This window comes from Cyanobium sp. ULC065 (genome assembly GCF_977927515.1).
This window is the reverse complement of the sequence record NZ_OZ376393.1, coordinates 32,011-51,762: the sequence shown is the minus strand read 5'-3', so window position 1 is coordinate 51,762 and position 19,752 is coordinate 32,011. Positions and strand designations below refer to the sequence as shown.

Annotated in this window: 20 protein-coding genes and 1 riboswitch; of the genes, 16 read left to right on the top strand and 4 right to left on the bottom strand. The window is 68.3% G+C overall.

What is annotated here, in order from left to right:
- Positions 1 to 51 precede the first annotated feature (51 nt).
- From ACXMDP_RS00255 to kdsB, 3 genes are all read left to right on the top strand, one after another.
- A complete protein-coding gene (locus ACXMDP_RS00255; protein WP_198948310.1) occupies positions 52 to 762 on the top strand; it encodes a glycosyltransferase in 711 nt (236 codons plus the stop codon).
- Positions 753 to 1,223: a diadenosine tetraphosphate hydrolase gene (locus ACXMDP_RS00250; protein ID WP_399233799.1), complete on the top strand. Its 471-nt coding sequence runs from the start codon at positions 753 to 755 to the stop codon at positions 1,221 to 1,223. The genes ACXMDP_RS00255 and ACXMDP_RS00250 overlap by 10 nt, the downstream gene beginning before the upstream one ends.
- Positions 1,224 to 1,335: 112 nt before the next feature.
- Positions 1,336 to 2,115 (top strand): 3-deoxy-manno-octulosonate cytidylyltransferase, encoded by a 780-nt coding sequence (gene kdsB / locus ACXMDP_RS00245; RefSeq protein ID WP_259730720.1) that lies wholly within the window; start codon positions 1,336 to 1,338, stop codon positions 2,113 to 2,115.
- A 42-nt stretch (positions 2,116 to 2,157) separates the two neighbouring features.
- Here the strand turns inward: kdsB and ACXMDP_RS00240 are convergent, their stop codons facing one another.
- Together ACXMDP_RS00240 and smpB are read right to left on the bottom strand one after the other, a co-directional pair.
- Positions 2,158 to 3,156, bottom strand: a complete 999-nt coding sequence (locus ACXMDP_RS00240; protein WP_259730671.1) for a KpsF/GutQ family sugar-phosphate isomerase — start codon at positions 3,154 to 3,156, stop codon at positions 2,158 to 2,160.
- Positions 3,157 to 3,223: 67 nt separating this feature from the next.
- On the bottom strand, positions 3,224 to 3,721 hold the full coding sequence (gene smpB, locus ACXMDP_RS00235; protein ID WP_094513691.1) for an SsrA-binding protein SmpB: 498 nt from the start codon (positions 3,719 to 3,721) through the stop codon (positions 3,224 to 3,226).
- 59 nt (positions 3,722 to 3,780) lie between these two features.
- Here smpB and ruvB point away from each other — a divergent pair, with 59 nt between their 5' ends.
- The 13 genes from ruvB to ACXMDP_RS00170 all read left to right on the top strand — a co-directional run bounded on the left by ruvB (position 3,781) and on the right by ACXMDP_RS00170 (position 16,869).
- Entirely contained in the window at positions 3,781 to 4,914 is a 1,134-nt protein-coding gene (ruvB, locus tag ACXMDP_RS00230) for a Holliday junction branch migration DNA helicase RuvB (protein ID WP_259730672.1), read from the top strand.
- Positions 4,914 to 5,660: a tetratricopeptide repeat protein gene (locus ACXMDP_RS00225; protein ID WP_255100607.1), complete on the top strand. Its 747-nt coding sequence runs from the start codon at positions 4,914 to 4,916 to the stop codon at positions 5,658 to 5,660. The genes ruvB and ACXMDP_RS00225 overlap by 1 nt, the downstream gene beginning before the upstream one ends.
- Before the next feature lie 98 nt (positions 5,661 to 5,758).
- The gene (locus tag ACXMDP_RS00220; protein WP_259730721.1) at positions 5,759 to 6,895 is read left to right on the top strand and encodes an amidohydrolase; all 1,137 of its coding nucleotides are present in this window, start codon (positions 5,759 to 5,761) and stop codon (positions 6,893 to 6,895) included.
- Positions 6,892 to 7,125, top strand: a complete 234-nt coding sequence (locus tag ACXMDP_RS00215) for a DUF3188 domain-containing protein (protein WP_255100608.1) — start codon at positions 6,892 to 6,894, stop codon at positions 7,123 to 7,125. The genes ACXMDP_RS00220 and ACXMDP_RS00215 overlap by 4 nt, the downstream gene beginning before the upstream one ends.
- Before the next feature lie 12 nt (positions 7,126 to 7,137).
- Positions 7,138 to 7,758, top strand: a complete 621-nt coding sequence (locus ACXMDP_RS00210; RefSeq protein WP_094513678.1) for a HEAT repeat domain-containing protein — start codon at positions 7,138 to 7,140, stop codon at positions 7,756 to 7,758.
- Positions 7,759 to 7,808: 50 nt separating this feature from the next.
- A riboswitch (TPP riboswitch) is annotated at positions 7,809 to 7,934 on the top strand.
- A gap of 93 nt (positions 7,935 to 8,027) precedes the next feature.
- Positions 8,028 to 9,413, top strand: a complete 1,386-nt coding sequence (thiC, locus tag ACXMDP_RS00205; protein WP_094513674.1) for a phosphomethylpyrimidine synthase ThiC — start codon at positions 8,028 to 8,030, stop codon at positions 9,411 to 9,413.
- 2 nt (positions 9,414 to 9,415) lie between these two features.
- On the top strand, positions 9,416 to 9,910 hold the full coding sequence (locus ACXMDP_RS00200; RefSeq protein ID WP_259730673.1) for a cupin domain-containing protein: 495 nt from the start codon (positions 9,416 to 9,418) through the stop codon (positions 9,908 to 9,910).
- Between the two features lie 1,266 nt (positions 9,911 to 11,176).
- Complete coding sequence (locus ACXMDP_RS00195) at positions 11,177 to 11,416, top strand: hypothetical protein (RefSeq protein ID WP_457766989.1); 240 nt, start codon at positions 11,177 to 11,179, stop codon at positions 11,414 to 11,416.
- Between the two features lie 372 nt (positions 11,417 to 11,788).
- Positions 11,789 to 12,802, top strand: coding sequence for a methyltransferase (locus ACXMDP_RS00190; RefSeq protein ID WP_457766988.1), 1,014 nt, complete (start codon positions 11,789 to 11,791; stop codon positions 12,800 to 12,802).
- 162 nt (positions 12,803 to 12,964) lie between these two features.
- Positions 12,965 to 14,014: an ABC transporter ATP-binding protein gene (locus ACXMDP_RS00185; RefSeq protein WP_259730676.1), complete on the top strand. Its 1,050-nt coding sequence runs from the start codon at positions 12,965 to 12,967 to the stop codon at positions 14,012 to 14,014.
- Positions 14,011 to 15,219, top strand: a complete 1,209-nt coding sequence (locus ACXMDP_RS00180; RefSeq protein ID WP_259730677.1) for a polyamine ABC transporter substrate-binding protein — start codon at positions 14,011 to 14,013, stop codon at positions 15,217 to 15,219. The genes ACXMDP_RS00185 and ACXMDP_RS00180 overlap by 4 nt, the downstream gene beginning before the upstream one ends.
- On the top strand, positions 15,197 to 16,093 hold the full coding sequence (locus tag ACXMDP_RS00175) for an ABC transporter permease (RefSeq protein ID WP_255100614.1): 897 nt from the start codon (positions 15,197 to 15,199) through the stop codon (positions 16,091 to 16,093). Before ACXMDP_RS00180 ends, ACXMDP_RS00175 begins: the two co-directional genes overlap by 23 nt.
- Positions 16,090 to 16,869, top strand: coding sequence for an ABC transporter permease (locus tag ACXMDP_RS00170; protein ID WP_259730678.1), 780 nt, complete (start codon positions 16,090 to 16,092; stop codon positions 16,867 to 16,869). The genes ACXMDP_RS00175 and ACXMDP_RS00170 overlap by 4 nt, the downstream gene beginning before the upstream one ends.
- Positions 16,870 to 16,931: 62 nt before the next feature.
- Here the strand turns inward: ACXMDP_RS00170 and ACXMDP_RS00165 are convergent, their stop codons facing one another.
- Together ACXMDP_RS00165 and tkt are read right to left on the bottom strand one after the other, a co-directional pair.
- The gene (locus ACXMDP_RS00165) at positions 16,932 to 17,693 is read right to left on the bottom strand and encodes a 2OG-Fe(II) oxygenase family protein (protein ID WP_259730722.1); all 762 of its coding nucleotides are present in this window, start codon (positions 17,691 to 17,693) and stop codon (positions 16,932 to 16,934) included.
- 17 nt (positions 17,694 to 17,710) lie between these two features.
- Positions 17,711 to 19,726: a transketolase gene (gene tkt / locus ACXMDP_RS00160; protein ID WP_259730679.1), complete on the bottom strand. Its 2,016-nt coding sequence runs from the start codon at positions 19,724 to 19,726 to the stop codon at positions 17,711 to 17,713.
- Positions 19,727 to 19,752: the final 26 nt, after the last annotated feature.

Sequence of the window (19,752 nt, the reverse complement as noted above, 5' to 3'; positions counted from 1 at the left end):
TGCAGGTGCCCTCAGCATGGCTCACGGGAGCCGGGACATATGCTCACCCCAATGAGTAGGCCCATCCCCATTTTCATCGGTGTCGATCCGCGCGAGCGGGCGGCCACCAATGTGTTGATCGACAGTCTGTATCAGACCAGCACACAAACGCTGGCGATCACACCACTCGAGACGCCGCAGCTGGAGTGCCAGGGGTTGTACTGGCGCCAGCGGGATCCCAGGCAAAGCACGGCCTTTTCGTTCACCCGCTTCCTCGTGCCGCAGCTGTGCGGCTATCAGGGCTGGGCGATTTTCATGGACTGCGACATGTTGTGTCTCAGTGACATCACTGAACTCTGGGCCCTGCGGGATGATCGCTTCGCGGTGATGTGCGTGCAGCACGATCACGTTCCTGGCGAAACCGTGAAGTTTCTCGGTGAGCGGCAATCGGCCTATCCGAAGAAAAACTGGAGTTCGTTGATGCTGTTCAACACCAGCCGCTGCACCGCGCTCACCCCCGAGTACGTCAACACCGCCTCCGGCCTCGATCTGCACCGCTTCCACTGGCTGGCGGGGGATCACGAGATCGGCGCCCTGCCCGACCGCTGGAACCATCTCGTCGATGTGCAGGCGCCGCCGCCGCTGGCGCCGGAGCCGGGCGGTGCCGCCCTGCTGCACTGGACCCTGGGCGGCCCCTGGTTCCGTGAATGCCGCACGATGGGCGGGCCCCTGGCCGCCCGCTGGTATGCCGCCCGCGACGACGCCATGCGTCTGTGGGATTGAGCGAAGTGGCCGCCGCTTGTGGCGTCTGCCGTCTGCACGCCGAGCCGGAGGCGATCGCCCGGTACGAGATCCTGCGCCAGCCCCTGTGGCTGCTGCGGCACCACCCCACACCGGCGCCGCTGCCGGGCTGGCTGCTGCTCGATGCGGTCCGCCACCTCGATGGCCCGGCCGCCTTCACGGCCGCGGAGGCGGCGGGCTTCGGGCCGATGTTGCAGCGCTGCAGTGCCCTGGTGCGCCAGCTCACCGGCTGCGAGCGCGTCTATGTGATCGCTTTCGGGGAGGGGGCCCGGCACCTGCACGCGCACCTGATCCCCCGCCATGTCGCCGACCCCGACACCGCTGCCTGGCGGGTGGCGGATGTGTACCGGCAGATGGAGGCCGGCGCCCGGCCAGCGGCGGCGCCGGAGCGGGTGGAAGCGCTGGTGCGGCAGGCCCGCAGCCTCACGGCGCTGTGGGAATAGGCTCCCGCCACCAGGGTCTTGGCAGCAGATGACGGGCAGTGGCTTGAGCGATCGGCAGCACGGTGGTGGCGCCTCGGCGCCGGAGCCTGCCGCCCTCGCCAGCCCACCGGCGCTGGCCTGCGTGGTGGCCGTGCCGGCGCGGCTGGAGTCGTCCCGCCTGCCCAACAAGGTGATGGCCGACATCGGCGGCCAGCCGATGCTGCAGCGGGTGCTGCTGCGTTGCCGCCTGGCGCAGCGGCCTGATGCCGTGGTGCTCTGCACCGACAGCGAGGTGCTGCGGGCGGCGGCCGAGGGCTGGGGATTTCCGGTGCTGATGACCAGCGCCAGCTGCAGCTCCGGCAGCGAGCGGCTCGCCTCGGTGGTGGAGGCCCTGATTGCCCGGGCGGGGGCCACGGGCGGCGCCTTGGCCGCGGCCCGCAGCGTGATCATCAATGTGCAGGGGGATCAGCCGTTCATTGATCCGGCCGTGATCGATGCGATGGCACTGGAGTTTGAGCGGCGCATGCCCACGCCGCAGGTGCTCACCCCGATCTACCGAATGCCGCCGGAGAAGATCCACGACCCCAATGTGGTCAAGACGCTGCTGGCTGCCGACGGCCGAGCTCTCTACTTCTCCCGCTCCGCCATCCCGCACGTACGCGGTGAGGATCCGCAGCACTGGCACGCCCATGCGCCCTACTGGGGCCATGTAGGCATCTACGGCTACCGCGCCGACGTGCTGGCCCGCTGGAATGCCTTGCCCCACTCACCGCTGGAACACACCGAGAAGCTGGAGCAGCTGCGGCTGATCGAGGCGGGCCTCACGGTGGGCACCTTCCCGGTGGAGGGTGATTTCCTCTCGGTCGACACCGCCGCCCAGCTGGAGCAGGCCCGCCGCCTGGCTGCCGCCTGAGCGGGCCCCTCCCACTCTGCAGGACGCCATGCGGCCACACCTTCAGCTCAAGCTGGGGCTCAGCCCCGCCTGGATCAGGTCGTGGAGTCGCAGCAGGCCCAGCATGGTTCCCGCGTCGTCGAGCACGGGCAGCACGCCGATCGGCTTGCGGCTGTTGCGCTCCATGCGTTCCAACGCTTCCACCGCCAGCATGCCCGGCCCCACCGTGATCGGATCGGCCGTCATCAGCTGACTGGCGCACAGCTCAGCCCATCCGGACGCGGCGTTCTGCTCCAGGGCCCGGCGCAGGTCGCCGTCGGTGATCAGGCCCGCCAGCTGCTGCGGCGCGCCGCTGCGGCGCACCCAGCAGGCCCCGGCACCATCGCGCGTGAGCAGGGCGATCACGGCGCTGAGGCTGTCGCTTTCCTCAAGCGGATGCAGCTGGGTGGTGGGCAGCATCAGATCGGCCACTGTGAGCGTGAGCTGTTTGCCGAGCGCACCGGCCGGATGGTTGAGGGCGAAGTCGGCCGGGGAGATGCCGCGCCGCTCCATCCACACGGCGGCCAGGGCATCGCCGATCGCCATCGCCACCGCCGTGCTGGCGGTGGGGGCCAGATTGAGCGGGCAGACCTCTCGGTCCACCGAGGCATCGAGCACGACATCGCAGCCGCGGGCCAGGCTCGACTGCAGTTTTCCCACCAGGGCGATGCGGCCGGTGCCACGACGGCGCAGGTGGGGAAGGATTTCGAGCAGTTCGCCGGTTTCGCCGCTGTTGGAGAGCAGCAGCGCCACGTCCTGCGGGGCCACCACACCCAGGTCTCCGTGCAGGGCATCGAGCGGGTTGAGGTACAGCGACATCAGCCCGATCGAGGAGAAGGTGGCCGCGATCTTGCGGGCCACGATGCCGCTCTTGCCTACCCCCGTGATCACGAGCTTGGCCCGTTGGTCGGCGCAGCGGTCCAGCATCGCCAGGGCTGCATCCACCTGGCGGCTTTCGATCCGGCCTGCGGCAGCGGCGATCGCGGCGGCCTCTTCCTGCAGGCAGCGGGTCAATGCCGACATGGCAGCTGCTGGCGATGGGGCGTGGCGACTGTATGGCGTGCCACCGGGCCCGGGGCGATGGCCGGGTTCAGCCGCGGGTCAATGCCGCGCGCACTTCTCTGTCGGCGTCCTTGCGGCGCTCCTCCTGGCGTTTGTCGTGCAGCTTGCGGCCCTTGGCCAGGCCGAGCGTGAGCTTGATCCATGAGCCCTTGAGGTGCAGGTTCAGGGGGATGAGCGTCAGCCCCTTCTGATCGATGGCGATGCGCAGCCTGTCGATCTCGCGGCGGTGGGCCAGCAGCTTGCGGGTGCGCAGCGGCTCGTGGTTGAAATAGGCGCCGGCGTGGCTGTGGGGCGAGATGTGCACGTTGTGCAGCTGCAGTTCCCCTTGGCGGATCAGGCAGAAGCCGTCGCGCAGGTTGGCTTTGCCAGCCCGGATCGACTTCACCTCGGTGCCCACCAGCTCCAGGCCGGTTTCCAGCGTTTCGAGAATCTCGTACTGGTGACGGGCGAAGCGGTTGTCGGCCAGCAGGCGGTTGGCCGCATCACGGGCTGCCCGCGCGGCTTTCTTTCCCGCTGCCTTCGCCATTGCCACCCCCGGCCTCAGGCTCGACCCTAAGCAGGCCCGGTCCTCCCTACGCTCCTGCCATGGCGATCGTGTCCTCCGGCCCGTCCGATCGAGCCTCTGGCAAGGGCTCCAGTCGCCTGGGCTCCAGACGCCTGGTGGATGCGCAGCCCCATCCGTATGACAGCGCCCTGGACCCCGCCGCAGGCCTCGACAGGGCTGACGCCGCTGAGCTGAGCGGCACAGCCGAAGCCCCGCGGCTGCTGCGCGAGGACACGCTCCGCCCGCGCCGGCTCGGCGAGTACATCGGCCAGCGGGAGCTCAAGCAGGTGCTCGCGATCGCGGTGGAGGCCACACGCAACCGCGGCGATGCGCTCGATCACGTTCTCCTGTATGGCCCCCCCGGCCTCGGCAAGACCACCATGGCCCTGGTGCTGGCCGAGGAGCTGGGCGTGCGCTGCCGCATCACCAGTGCGCCGGCGCTGGAACGCCCGCGCGACATCGTCGGGCTGCTGATGAACCTGCAGCCGCGCGACCTGCTGTTCATCGATGAGATCCACCGGCTCAACCGAGTGGCTGAAGAACTGCTCTACCCCGCCATGGAGGACTGCCGGCTGGATCTCACCGTGGGCAAGGGCACCACGGCCCGCACCCGCGCCGTGCCGCTGGCGCCGTTCACGCTGGTGGGGGCCACCACCCGGGCGGGAGCGTTGAGTTCGCCCCTGCGTGATCGCTTCGGGCTCATCCAGCGGCTGGAGTTCTATGACCTGCCCGATCTCCAGGCGATCGTGGAGCGGGCCGCCGGCCTGCTGAAGCTGGAGCTCGCGGGCGATGCCGCGATCGAGGTGGCCCGCCGCTGCCGCGGCACCCCCCGGATCGCCAACCGCCTGCTGCGTCGCGTCCGGGATGTGGCGAGCGTGCGCGGCCACGCCTGCATCGATGCGGCGCTGGTGGCTGAAGCCCTCACCCTGCACCGCGTGGATGCCCGCGGCCTTGATGCCAGCGACCGCCGGTTGCTGCAGTTGCTGTTGGAGGGCTACGGCGGTGGCCCGGTAGGCCTCGAGACCCTGGCTGCCGGCCTGGGCGAAGACCCGGTCACGCTGGAAACGGTGGTGGAGCCCTTCCTGCTGCAGCTGGGCTTCCTGCAGCGCACCCCGCGCGGCCGCATCGCCACCGCCGCCGCCCGTGAACACCTCGCCTGGCCGGAGGCGGCCTGATGCTCGCCACCCTGCTGGCGGTGCTGCTGGCCGCGCAAATGAGTGTGCCCCAGCTGTTCGATGCGGCCCTGAGCGCCAGCCGCGACGGGCGCTTCGGTGAGGCCCTGCCCCTGTGGGATCAGGTGGTGGAGCAGCTGCCCGGCGATGCCTCCGCCTGGAGCAACCGCGGCAACGTGCGGCTGGCGATGGGGGATCCGCAGGGCGCGATCAGCGACCAGAACCGCGCGATCGCGCTGGAACCCGGCAGCGCCGACCCCTACCTGAACCGGGGCATCGCCGAGGAGTCCCTGCAGCAGTGGGACCTGGCCGCCGCCGACTACGAGGCGATCCTGCAGAACGATCCGGCCGATGCGGCGGCGCTCTACAACCTCGGCAATGTCCGCGGCTCCCAGGGACACTGGGACCAGGCGCGCCGCTGCTTCGAAGCGGCTGATCTGGCCCGGCCGGGCTTTGCGATGGCCCGCTCCAGCGCCGCCCTGGCGGCCTTCCAGCAGGGGGATGGGGCGGCGGCTGAGCGGGAGCTGCGCCTGCTGATTCGCCGCTACCCGCTGTTCGCCGATGCCCGCGCCGGCCTCACGGCTGTGCTCTGGCAACGCGGTGCTTCGGGGGAGGCGGAGAGCAACTGGGCGGCGGCTTCCGGCCTCGACCCCCGCTACCGGCAGCCAGAATGGCTCCTGCAGATACGGCGCTGGCCTCCCCTGCCGGTGCACGCTCTTCAGGATTTTCTGCAACTGGCCCGTCGATGAGCCCTGCCGCGTCAACGCGTCCGTCCCTGTCCAGCCTGCCGGTCGCGCCGCTGACGCTCTGGCAGCAGTTTGAGCTGGAGGCGGCTCTGCAGCAGGCGATGCCGGAGCTGATCGGGCTGCGCCGCCACATCCATGCCCACCCGGAGCTGAGCGGGGCGGAACACCAGACCGCCGCCCTGGTGGCAGGTGAGCTGCGGCTGCTGGGGTGGGACGTGCGCGAAGGGGTGGGCCGCACCGGCGTGGTCGCGGAGCTTGGCCCTGAAGCGGCGCCACTGCTGGCTCTGCGGGTCGACATGGACGCGCTGCCGGTGGAGGAGCGCACGGGCCTGCCCTTCGCCTCCTGCCATCAGGGGCTGATGCACGCCTGTGGGCACGACATGCACACCGCGATCGGCCTGGGGGTGGCGCGGTTGCTGGCGCCCCTCGCCCCGCGGCTCACGGCCCGGGTGCGGCTGCTGTTTCAGCCGGCCGAGGAAATCGCCCAGGGGGCGGCCTGGATGCTGGCCGACGGCGCCATGGAGGGGGTGCAGGCCCTGTTCGGCGTGCATGTGTTCCCAAGCCTGCCGGTGGGCAGCATCGGCGTGCGCAGCGGCAGCCTCACGGCCGCGGCGGGCGAGCTGGAAGTGGAGGTGCTGGGCGAAGGCGGCCACGGCGCCCGGCCGCACCAGTCCACCGATGCGATCTGGATCGCGGCCCGGGTGGTGAGCGGTCTGCAGGAGGCGATCAGCCGGCGGCTGGATGCGCTGCAGCCGGTGGTGGTGAGCTTCGGCAAGATCGAGGGGGGCAAGGCCTTCAACGTGATCGCCGACCATGTGCGCCTGCTGGGCACGGTGCGCTGCCTCGACACCGAGGTGCACGCCGAACTGCCCGGCTGGATCGAGGACACGGTGCATGCCATCTGCCGCGGCTACGGCGGCGAGGCGCGGGTGCGCTATCGCTGCATCTCGCCGCCGGTGCACAACGATCCGGCGCTCACCGAGCTGGTGGAGGAGGCGGCCCTGGCGCTGCTCGATCGGCCGCAGGTGCGGCGGCTGGAGCAGCCGTCCCTGGGGGCGGAGGATTTCGCCGAGCTGCTCACCGCTGCGCCGGGCACCATGTTCCGGCTGGGGGTGGCCGGGCCCGAGGGTTGCGCGGCCCTCCACAACGGCGGCTTCGACCCTGACGAAGGGGCGATCGCCGTCGGCGTGCAGGTGCTCACGCTCAGCCTGCTGCTCTGGATGGAGCGCCGGGTGTGAGCGCCCGCGACCGCACACTCCGCGCGTTGCTGGCGCTGTCGGCGCCGCTGCTGATCCTGCTGGCGCTGATCAGCATCGTGTCGCGTCAGGGAATCCAGCGGGTGCAGGGTCTGCCGGCGCTGCTGATCGGCAGCGGCCTGCTGGTGAGCAGCAGCCTGCGCCGCCGTCGTCGCCGCCGGGTGGTGCGGGAATGCCTCCGGCAGGTGCAGTCATTTCCTCCCCCTCCGTGACAGGGTGGAGCCATGGCCGATTCCTCTTCCGACAGCAAGCCGCCGCTGGATGCGGACGCCCTGCGCGCCGCCATCGCCTCCGGTGATCCGGTGCAGGCGATGCCGGCCCTGGCGGGGCTGCGGGGCGTGGAAAGCGAGGTGGCAATCCCGCTGCTGCTGCTCGGCCTGGAGCAGGAACCCTTCATCGTGCGCTCGCTCAGCTGCGCCGGCCTGGGCGTGAAGCGCAGTGCGGCGGGCTGGGAGGCGCTGCAGCGGGCCCTGCGCCACGACGACGACGCCAACGTGCGGGCGGAGGCCGCCAACGCCCTGGCCAGCTATGGCGCCGAGCAGGCCTGGCCGCTGCTGCGCGAGGCCTTCGCCGCCGACGACCAGTGGCTGGTGCGCTGCAGCATCCTCTCGGCCCTGGCCGAGCAGGCGGTGATGGGGTTTGAACCGCTGCTGGAGCTGGCGCGCATGGCGATCGCCGATCCCGACAGCTCGGTGCGGGTGGGTGGCGCCGAAATCCTCGGCCGGCTGGCGCATGAAGCGGCGCCGGCCGAGGGTGCTGAAGCGGTGCGGGCGCTGTTGCGCGGTCTGCAGAACGACCCCGACCACCGGGTGGTGGCGGCCGCCCTCAACGGACTGCAGCCCTGAATGGGTTCTGTGCTGAACTCCGGCATTCGCAGGCACCCTTGCTAGCTTTGATCGGTCACTAGGGGTGCCGCCCCGAGCCTGCTTCCCACCGGAAGTGCGCCTGGGCCTCGGCTGAGATCACACCCTCCGAACCTGATCCGGGTCATGCCGGCGCAGGGAAGTGTCCCGAATGCAACCGCGGTCCGATCGGTCCCGGTGGCGCCCGGTTCCGGAGTTGTGTCCTCGCTTCCCAGCGACCCGGTCCGAACGCCCCATTTCTCGAGTCGATCATGCGCAGCGCCTGGATTGAGAAGCGTCGCGGCGACGCCAACGTGTCGCAGATGCATTACGCCCGCCAGGGTGTGATCACCGAGGAGATGGCTTACGTGGCCAAGCGGGAGAACCTGCCCGAATCCCTGGTGATGGAGGAGGTGGCCCGGGGCCGCATGATCATCCCCGCCAACATCAACCACACCAATCTCGAGCCGATGGCGATCGGCATCGCCTCCAGGTGCAAGGTGAACGCCAACATCGGCGCTTCCCCCAATGCCTCCGACCTCGAGGAAGAGGTAGCGAAACTGCGGTTGGCGGTGAAGTACGGCGCCGACACGGTGATGGATCTCTCCACCGGCGGCGTCAATCTCGACGAGGTGCGCACGGCGATCATCAACGCCTCCACCGTGCCGATCGGCACCGTGCCGGTGTATCAGGCGCTGGAAAGTGTGCACGGCTCGATCGAGAAGCTTGATGCCGATGATTTTCTGCACATCATCGAGAAGCACTGCCAGCAGGGCGTCGATTACCAGACCATCCACGCCGGTCTGCTGATCGAGCACCTGCCGCTGGTGAAGGGCCGCCTCACGGGGATCGTGAGCCGCGGCGGCGGCATCCTGGCCCAGTGGATGCTTTACCACCACAAGCAGAACCCGCTGTTCACCCGCTTCGACGACATCATCGAGATCTTCAAGCGTTACGACTGCAGTTTCTCGTTGGGCGATTCGTTGCGGCCGGGCTGTCAGCACGATGCCTCCGATGCCGCCCAGCTGGCGGAGCTGAAAACCCTCGGCCAGCTCACCCGTCGCGCCTGGGAGCACGACATCCAGGTGATGGTGGAGGGCCCCGGCCACGTGCCGATGGACCAGATCGAGTTCAACGTCAAGAAGCAGATGGAGGAGTGCAGCGAAGCGCCCTTCTATGTGCTCGGCCCGCTGGTGACGGACATTGCCCCTGGCTACGACCACATCACCAGCGCGATCGGTGCCGCCCTGGCCGGCTGGCACGGCACGGCCATGCTCTGCTACGTCACCCCGAAGGAGCACCTGGGCCTGCCCAATGCCGAGGATGTGCGTGAGGGCCTGATCGCCTACAAGATCGCCGCCCACGCCGCCGACATCGCCCGCCACCGCCCCGGCGCCCGCGATCGCGACGACGAACTCAGCCGTGCCCGCTACGCCTTCGACTGGAACCGCCAGTTCGAGCTCTCGCTCGATCCCGAGCGCGCCCGCGAGTACCACGACGAAACCCTGCCGGCCGACATCTACAAGCAGGCGGAGTTCTGCTCAATGTGCGGTCCCAAGCACTGCCCGATGCAGACCAAGATCACCGATGAGGATCTCGCCGGCCTCGAAGACGTGCTGAAGGCCCAGGCGGCCGCCGGCCAGCCGGTAGGGGTCTGAAGTTGCCCGGCCACGGCCCGAAAGGGGTCCAGCCACCCAGCGCCGAGCAGGTGATTGCCTGGCTCGGGCTGGAGCCCCATCGCACCTGCGGCAGGGTGGCCGAGAGCTTCGTGGCCCGGGAGATTCCAGGCGGCACCCTCTACTTTCTTGCCAGCCCGGACCGGGGCATCCAGCTGCACCGCATCCGCCACGACCAGGTGTATCACCACCACCTGGGAGACCCGCTGCAAGTGCTGCTGTTGTCGCCCGAAGGCCATGCCTCGATCGCGCAGGTCGGCAGCGACCTGGCGTCTGGTGAGCGGCCCCAGCTGGCCATTCCAGGTGGCACATTCCATGCCGGACGGGTGGCCCCCGGAGGCTCCTTTGGCTACGCGCTGCTGGGCACGGCCGTGTGGGGTCGGGTGATGCCGGAGGAGGTTGAGCGGATGGAGCTGGAGGTCCTCGGGCAATCCTTCCCCCAGGCGGCGTCATTGCTCAAGGTGTTCGCCTCCACCTGACGAGACATCCAGCTGTTTGTCTCCAGCTGAAGGGACACCCATGTGGTCGCCTCTGCCGGCACGGCTTCAAGCCATTCGCCTCCGCCGATAGGTCCGCCTCACCGCCCTGATGGGCTATCTCGTCAGCTTTTCCGCGCTTGGCGGTCCTGTCCCTGCGGTTGTGGATGGGTCCTGTTTTCCGCTTTCGTTTGTGATGGTTCAGGCTTGATTGGTGCCCTGCATTATCATCCCCGCCCACAAGGGCAGCCTTGTTTCTGCGCAGAGGCCTGAATTGATCGTTCTGTTTGTCTTGTCTTTCCCGTTCGCCATCTCCAAGGTGCTTCTCTGATTGCTCATGTCTGATCACCCATCACCCATATCCCATCACTCATTGCTCGTTGCTGAATACTTCTTGTTCATTGCACCCGGCTAGGGCTGGTGTTTTCTGACTGGTTAAACACTCCATACTCCATACTCCATACTCCATACTCCATGCTTCTGGCTTTGGGCTCATAAAGCTGTTGGTCATGTCTGCAGACGCCTAGCGATTCGGGGTGAACTCTTTGGGCCGACGTCTTTCAGTGGTCCGGCATGGCGAACCGTGGCCGAGATCTGACTGGGGCTGCCTCTCCGTTGAGCCTCGCGGGGTTGCGAAAGGAGACCCGAAACGCTTTCCAATGGTTTCCTGGACTTCAAGCACCAGTCTCTTGGCCCCGTTCTTGTCTGTAAGCCCATAGACAAGTGAAGCCAATTCCCTTCGGGCCCCAGCCCTTCTTGCGGCTTGCGGAGTTTCCTCTGAGATTGCCAGCAGGCGGCGACCTGCGTTGACTTGAATTGCTGCTGCTTCTGCTATAAGCTCTTGAGTCTTTGCAGCTGTCTATAACAGCGTCTGTTCCCGAGATGACCGCGGAGGATCGCAATAGACGCATGAAGTGGGGGACCGATGTTCCGCGCTGGTGGGTTCCCGACTTCAATATGTCTCATCGGGAACAGCCAAGCGAACCGCTCAGTCCAAACCCCAAGACACAGTCCAACCCAGCGGAACCTGAGGCTTCCGATTCCACGCCGCTCCCTGCTGATTCCAGCTCTGCAACATCTTCCAGCCCTGCAGCCTCATTCATTCCTGCGGCACCTGCCGGGATTCCCGAGAGCCCCGCTCTCCACAGCGCGCGTAGCGCCGCCAGCAGCAATGGCGAGCAGCTTGCGCACACAGCCAGTGTTGAGGCCTGCCGCCGTCAGCTGTTCACTCAACAGGCCCGATGGCTGCAGGAGAGGAGGCAGGCAGCCTTGTCCAGTTCCAGCACGAACAATCTGTTTGAACAGCGTGAGAGGAGCCGTCTGAATCGGATCGCCCGCAGGCGGTTGCTCCAGGATTCAACCAGGCAACTCAATCGTGATCTGCGCAGGGTTCAAATTCTGTTCGCGGTGCTCATGGTTGTGGCAGGGCTGGTTGCCGGTGGTTTCCCCGGCCTCCTGGTGGGTGCGGCGGCTGCTCTGCTGCTGCTGTCGCTCCGGCTGGAGTTTTAGGCGCGCACGTGCTGGCGCCCCTGATTGGCCACTGTTCCTGCCCATCAGCGTGGTTGCAGGAGTCCCAGCTGTTCCTGGAACGCTCACGGCCTCGGGCGTGGCTGATCGCAGAGTGCCCAGCACGCCTTCTTTCTGTCCGGGCGGGTTGGGTGCCACATGGACCACGCCCGGCCCCCTCGGCCACGGCCGGCAGGGTGATTCAGCCAAGGCGTGATTCAGCCACAGACCCTTCCTCTTTTAGGCTCCAGTGCCCCTGCCGCCGTCAGCGACGCTGCGGTTCGCCGGGCTTGCACCGCGGCGAACCGCTGTCAGAGGCGTCAACCCTCAACCACGGCCGCTGCTGCGACCCCCCTTCAACATCTGGTGACCTGCGTGCCTGAGCAACCCACCCCGGACAAGATCCTGCAGACCGGCCTGGCGTTCTGGGCCTCGAAAACATTGCTCAGCGCCATCGAGATCGGTGTGTTTCGTGCGCTGGCGGATGGTCCGGAACCTTTCGAGGGTCTCAGCGAGCGCCTTGGTCTGCATCCGCGTGCGGCGCGCGACTTTCTCGATGCGCTGGTGGCCCTCGGCTTCCTCAGCCGTGGCCCGGCCGGCTATGCCAATACTCCAGACAGCGATCTCTTTCTCGATCCCCACAAGCCCACCTACCTGGGCGGCATTCTTGAGATGGCGAACCATCGCCTCTATCCCTTCTGGGGTCACCTCACCGAAGCGTTGCGCACGGGCGCGCCGCAGAACGAGTTGCGCAACGGCGGCACGGGGCTGTTTGAAACGCTCTACAGCGACCCGGCCCGGCTGAAGGAATTCCTCTCCTCCATGACCGGCATCAGCCGGGGGGCCAACATGGCGATCGCCCGCCACTACCCCTGGCAGACCGCACGCACATTCGTGGATGTGGGCACGGCACAGGGGGATCTCGCTACCCAGATCGCCCTCGCCAACCCACACCTGCGGGGCATCGGCTTTGATCTGCCGCAGGTGGCGCCGCTGTTCGAGGAGTATGTCGCCGCGGCTGGAGTGGCAGATCGCCTCAGCTTCCAGCCGGGTGACTTCTTTCAGCAGGCCTTGCCTCAGGCCGATGTGGTGCTGATGGGGCACATCCTGCACGACTGGGATCTCGCCACTAAGCAGATGCTGATCTCCAAGGCCTACGACGCACTCCCGCCCGGCGGTGCCCTGATCGTCTACGAGGCCATCATCGACGACGACCGCTCGCAGAATGCCTTCGGTCTGATGATGAGCCTCAACATGCTCATCGAAACACCCGGCGGCTTTGATTACACCGGCGCCGATTGCACCGGCTGGATGCGGGAGGCGGGCTTCACCTCCACCCGGGTGGAACCCCTCGTGGGGCCTGATTCGATGGTGGTGGCGATCAAGTAGTCCACCTGGGGCCCCAGGTCTGCCATGGCCTGTCGCACCTGTCTGAACGGCTGGCTCCGCTGCCGCATCCCGGCGCCATCTGTTCAACTGCTCATGCCAGCTGCTGGTGGACATCACAGCGGGCTGGACATTGCTAAAAGGGGGCCCATTCGCACTTCCTCTGTGCTCACGCAGCCCGTCCTGGAGAGCGGCCGCGTCGCGGCCCTCTCCGCCGAGGCGATCGCGCTGCGCCATGTGAGCCATCGCTACGGCGATCAGGCCGCCCTCGACGACCTCAGCCTGTCGATCGCTGCCGGCGAGTTCTTCTCCCTGCTGGGCCCCTCCGGCTGCGGCAAGACCACCACCCTGCGCCTGATCGCCGGTTTCGAGCGCCCCCAGGCGGGCCGGATCCTGCTGCAGGGCCAGGACCTCACCCAGGCGCCGCCTCACCGGCGGCCGGTGAATCTGGTCTTCCAGAACTACGCCCTGTTCCCGCACCTCAGCGTCTGGGACAACGTGGCTTTCGGGCCCCGTTCGCTGCGCCGGCCGGAGCCGGAGATCCGCCGCCGGGTGGGCGAAGCGCTGGAGGTGGTGCGGCTCACGGAGCTGGCCCGGCGCCGGCCTCACCAGCTCTCCGGCGGCCAGCAGCAGCGGGTGGCGCTGGCGCGGGCGCTGGTGAACGCCCCGGCTGCCCTGCTGCTGGATGAGCCGCTGGCGGCACTCGATCCCGATCTGCGCCGCACCATGCGCTCCGAGCTCAAGCGCATCCAGCGGGAGGTGGGCATCACCTTCCTGCTGGTCACCCACGACCGGGAAGAAGCCCTCAGCCTGAGCGACCGGCTGGCGGTGCTGCACCGCGGCCGGCTCGAGCAGGTGGGCACGCCGCGGGAGCTCTATGAACGCCCCACCAGCGCCGTGGTGGCCACCTTCCTGGGCGCCGCCAACCTGCTGCCCACCGGTGCCGGGGAGGGTGTGCGGCTGCTGCGGCCCGAGCGCCTGCGGCTCAGCGCGTCCCCGCCGGGGGAAGGGGAGCGGGGACTGCGGGCGCGGGTGCGCGAACTCGCCTTTCAGGGAGCCACGGTGGAGGTGCGTCTGCGCTGTGCCGATGATCTGCCGCTGATCGCGATCGATACCAGCGCCGGCCTGCCGGACGATCTCTCCATCGGCACCGAGCTCTGGTGCCGGTGGAACCCCGCCGACAGCCACGCCCTCCAGCCGCCCAGCCGCCCATGACCCGTCCGTTCACCCCCTCCCGCTCCACCCCGTCCGCCCGCAGCCGCCGGGTCTTTCTGCGCCAGCTGGGCCTGACGGCTGCGGGGGTGGCGCTCACACCGCCGCTGCTGCAGGCCTGTGGCGGTGGGGGTGGCGGCGGCACCGGCGGCCAGAGCGAGGGCGGCGGCGACGGCAGCGGCAAGGACAGGGGGCTGGTGATCTCCAACTTCCCCCTCTACATCGATGTGGACGCCCCCGGCGCCCCCGGCAGTGTGGCGCGCTTCCAGAAGGACACCGGCATCCAGGTGCGCTACGTCGAGGACGTCAATGATGTGCGCCAGTTCTTCGCCCGCATCCAGCCCCAGCTGGCGGCCGGCCGGCCGCTCGCCCAGGACCTGATCGTGCTCACCGGCTGGATGGCCGGACGGCTGATCCGGCTGGGCTGGATGGAGCCGCTGCCGCTGGCGGAGGTGCCCAACGCCCGCAATCTCGTCCCCTCCCTGCGCAAGCCCTCCTGGGATCCGGAGCAGCGCTTCAGCCTGCCCTGGCAGTCGGGCATCGCCGGCATTGCTTACAACATCAAGGCCACAGGCAAGGAACTGCGTGGCATCGATGATCTGTTCGATCCGGCGCTCAAGGGCCGCGTGTCGGCGCTGCTGGAGATGCGCGACACCATGGGCCTGCTGATGCTGGCCGACGGCCAGGACATCACCCGCCCCACCTGGGCCGCAGCCCAGCCCTCCTTCGACCGGTTGGAGCAGGCCCGCAAGGACGGCCAGATCCGTCGCTTCACCGGCAACGACTACCAGACCGATCTGCTGGCCGGAAACCTGGCCGCCTGCATCGGCTGGTCGGGGGATGTGGCGCAGCTCTCCATGGAGCAGCCCGACCTGCGCTTCCTGGTGCCGGACAGCGGCGGTGTGCTGTGGGCCGACGTGATGCTGATGCCCAAGGGCGCGCGCCACCCGCAGGAGGTGGCCCGCTGGCTCAACTGGGTCTACGAGCCGGTGGAAGCGGCACGCATCGCCGCTGCGGTGCAGTACATCTCCCCGGTGGAAGGGGTGCGCGAGGTCCTGGCGAAGGATCCCGCCACCGCCCCGTTGGCAAACAACCCGCTGATGTTCCCGGATGCGGCCATGCAGAAGAAGCTGCATGTCTTCGGGCCGCTCAGCGATCAGGAGGAAGCCCGCTGGGAGGAACGCTTTGCCCGTATCACCGAGGGCTGAACTCCGGCGCCACTGGCCGTGGCTGCTGCTGACCCCGGGCCTGCTGTGGCTGCTGGCCCTGTATGTGCTGCCGCTGCTCGGTCTGGTGCCCCTGTCGTTGTCGGAGCCGCTCAGCCGCTTCGGCCTCGACACGGTGTTCACCGGCCGGGTGGCGAACTATCTGGAGGTGCTGCAGGCCTACGGCCCGATCCTGGTGCGTTCCTTCAGCTACGCACTGGTGGCCACGGCCGTGGGCCTGGTGTTGGCCTATCCGCTGGCCTTCGCGATCCGCTTCCATGGCGGCCGCTGGCAACCGCTGCTGATCGGCCTCGTGGTGCTGCCCTCACTCACGTCCTTTCTGGTGCGGGCGATTGCCTGGACCAGCCTGCTCGGGGACAACGGTCCGGTGCTCGGCGTGCTGGACACCCTTGGGCTCACCGAGCTGCTCAATGGGCTGGGGGTGCTGCGTGATGGACGGCTGTTGAACACGCCCACTTCGGTGATCCTGGGCCTCACCAATGGGGTGCTGCCGTTTCTGGTGCTGCCGCTGGTGGTGGCGATGGAGCGGATCGATCCCCGCCTGCTGGAGGCCGCCGCTGATCTGCATGCCGGTCCGCTGCGCTCCTTCGTTCGGGTGGTGTGGCCCCTGTCGCTGCCGGGGCTGGGAGCCGGCCTGCTGCTGAGCCTGATCCCGGCGGCCGGTGATGTCGTGAATCCGCTGTTCCTCGGCGGCCCCAATGAGCGGATGATCGCCAACACGATCGACAACCTGCTGCTGGTGCAACTGCAGGCGCCCCGGGCGGCGGCCCTGACGCTCATGCTGATGGCGCTGATCTCGGTGGCAGTGGTGCTGCAGCTGCGCAGCCGTGGCGTGGAGGATCTGCCGCTGCCATGAACCGAACCGGTGCGCTGCTGCTGGGTGTATGGAGTGTGCTGGCCTATGGCCTGCTGTATGCGCCGGTGGTCGTCACCGTGCTGTTCAGCTTCAACGCCCCCCGCGGGCGCTTCAACCTGCTGTGGCAGGGCTTCACCCTGGAGAACTGGCGGCATCCGCTGCGTAACGTCGCCCTCACCCAGGCCTTCCTCACCAGCCTCGGCCTTGCCCTGGCGGCTGCGCTGCTGGCGGTGCTGCTGGGCGGGCTGATGGCTCTGGCGCTGAGCCGCGCCCGCCTGCGGGCGGGGCGCTGGATCGAGCTGCTGCTGGCCCTGCCGCTCACTAACCCGGAGATCGTGCTGGCCACGGCCCTGTTCACCCTGTTCGTGCGCGTCGATCTGCCCCGTGGACCGCTCACGTTGTTGCTGTCCCACAGCCTGTTCTGCCTCAGCTACGCGGCGCTCACCCTCAAGGCACGGCTGGCAGGGTTCGACCCCACGCTCGAGCTCGCCGCGCAGGACCTGGGCGCTCCACCGCTGGCGGCCTTCCGCCGGGTCACCCTGCCGCTGCTGGCGCCGGGCCTGCTGGCGGCCACCCTGCTCTCCTTTTCTCTCTCCTTCGACGACTACGTGATCAGCAGCTTCACTGCCGGCGAGATCGTCACCCTGCCGCTCTACCTGGCCGGTGCCTTTCAGCGCGAGATCTCGCCCCAGATCCAGGTGCTCTCCACCCTGGTGCTGCTCGTCAGCGCCGTGCTGCTGGTGCTCGCCTCACCGCCCCGCCAGCGCCGCGGTTAGCTCGGCGACAGGCGCCTGGCCGCGCAAGACCTTGGGTCAGCTGCACGCCGCCCCCGCTCCGCTCAGGCAAAGCCGCCGGGCCGCTTCCTGGTGGAGGACAGCGACACGTTGCCGCTGGCCGGGGGCGGCACTGGCATGGCCGGCCCCACCTCCAGGCGGCCGCGGGGCACGGCCGCAGCGGCCGGGGCTCCTTGCCCCCCTGGCGGCGCGGGAACCGCCTGCACGTTGAAGGCCAGCGACCAGCGCTCGCCTTCGCCACGGAAGGGCGGCACGGAATGGGGCTGCCAGGCCGGGAACACATAGAAGGTGCCCGGCACGGGCTGCACGTAGTGCGCCATACCGGTACGGAAGCTCTGGATGTGCCACTCCTCCGGGCCGTGGAAGCAGAGCTGGCCGTCGAAGCTGGTGCCGTTGATCTGCGGTGGCACCTTCAGGAACAGCACGCCGGAAAACGAGCCGCCATGGGTGTGCACCGGGTTGTAGTCACCGGCCTGCTGGCTGTTGAGCCAGATGTCGATCATCTGCAGGCCGTAGCGGCCCGGATGCCATGGGCCGCGACCCTGGGGCGGTTGCCGCTCCATCACGTGGCGCAGCCAGCGCTCGCAGGCCGGCAGCACCACCTCGCTGCACAGGGCCGTGATCTCCGGAAACTGCGGACCCAGCTCGCGCTGCTGCTGCAACTGGCCGGCGAGCTTCGCGGAGGCATCGCTGGTGAGGCCGGTATCGGCCAGCACCCGCTCCGCCAGGGAAAGGAGAGGCTCCAGCGTGCCGACCGGCAACGTGCCCGTGAGCACGTAACGCGGAAACAGCTCGAGCATCTCCATCGGCATGGCGGAACGGCTCAGCCCAGGGCCTTCGCCTTCGCCACCACGTTGTCGACCGTGAAGCCGAACTTCTCGAGGCACACACCGCCAGGGGCGGAGGCACCGAAGCGATCGATCGACACGGTGTCACCGTCGAAGCCGGAGTACTTGTGCCAGCCGAACGAGCTGGAGGCCTCCACCACGAGGCGCTTGCGCACCGCCGCGGGCAGCACCGCTTCGCGGTAGCTGGCGTCCTGCTCCTCGAACAGCTCCACACAGGGCATCGACACCACACGCACCTGCTTGCCATCCGCGCTCAGTTGCTCGGCGGCCTTGACGCAGAGGTCGAGCTCGGTGCCGGAGCCGATCAGGATCAGATCGGGGGTGCCGTCGCAGTCGATCAGCACGTAGCCGCCCTTGGCCACCTGATCGATCGACGAGTTGGCCTGGTTCACCATCGCCTGGCGGCTGAGGGCCAGCACGGTGGGGCGCTTGCGGTTGCTGATCGCCACCTTGTAGGCGCCGCTGGTTTCGTTGCCATCGCCGGGACGCATCACCAGCAGGTTGGGGATCGAACGCAGCGAGGCAAGGGTTTCCACCGGTTGGTGGGTGGGGCCGTCTTCGCCGAGGCCGATGGAATCGTGGGTGAGCACGTAGATCACGCCCAGCTCGCTGAGGGCCGACAGGCGCATGGCGCCCACCATGTAGCCCGCGAACACCAGGAAGGTGCCGCCGTAGGGCACCAGGCCACTGCCGTGATAGGCCAGGCCGTTGAGGATCGAGGCCATGGCGTGCTCACGCACGCCGAAGTGCAGGTAACGATTGGCTTCGCCGCCTTTCTGGAAGCTGGCCTCGCCCTTGATGTCGGTGAGGTTGGAGTGGGTGAGGTCGGCGGAGCCGCCGATCAGCTCCGGCAGGCTGGGTCCCACGGCGTTGAGCACGTTGTAGGAGTGCTGGCGGGTGGCCAGACCTTTGTCTGCGGGGGTGAAGGTGGGCAGCTTGGCTTCCCAGCCCGCGGGCAGCTCGCCACGCAGCTGGCGCTCGAATTCAGCTGCCTCGGTGGGGTACTGGGAGCGGTAGGTATCCAGGTCGGCGTTCCACTGCGCTTCGGCGGCGGCACCGCGGCTGAGGGCCTGACGCCAGTGGTCGTAGGCCTCCTGGGGCACTTCGAACGGTCCATACGACCAGCCGAGGGCCTCGCGGGTGAGTTCGGCTTCGTCAGCGCCGAGGGCGGCGCCGTGCACGCCGGCGGTGTTGGCTTTGTTGGGGGAGCCGTAGCCGATGGTGGTGGTGACCTTGATCAGGCTGGGCTTGTCGGTGACCGCCTTGGCCTCCTCGATCGCCTTGGTGATCGCCGCCACATCGGTGTTGCCATCGGGCACATGCAGCACGTGCCAGCCATAGGCTTCGTACCGCTTCATCACGTCTTCGGTGAACGACACCGCGGTGTTGCCGTCGATCGTGATGTGGTTGTCGTCGTAGAGGGCGATCAGCTTGCCCAGGCCCAGGTGGCCCGCCAGGGAGGCGGCTTCGCTGGCCACCCCTTCCTGATTGCAGCCGTCGCCCATGATCACGTAGGTGTAGTGATCAACCAGCTCAACGCCGGGCTTGTTGAACCGCGCTGCCATGTGGGCTTCGGCGATCGCCAGGCCCACGGCGTTGGCGATGCCCTGGCCGAGAGGGCCGGTGGTGACTTCGACACCGGCGGTTTCAAAGGTTTCCGGGTGGCCGGGGGTCTTGGAGCCCCACTGGCGGAACTGCTTGATGTCCTCCAGCCCCACGCTGTCGTAGCCGGTGAGGTGCAGCAGCGAATAGAGCAGCATGCAGCCGTGGCCGGCCGAGAGCACGAAGCGGTCGCGGTTGAACCAGCCGGGGTTGCTGGGGTTGTGCTTCAGGACCCTGTCCCACAGCGCATAGGCCATCGGCGCTGCGCCCATCGGCAGGCCCGGGTGACCGGAATTCGCCTTGTTGACGGCATCGATCGCCAGGAAGCGGATGCTGTTGATGCAGAGGGTGTCGATGGACAAGGTGTCCACTGAAGGGGCAGCGACCATGGCGAAGAGGAGGGGGGTGGTGTGAG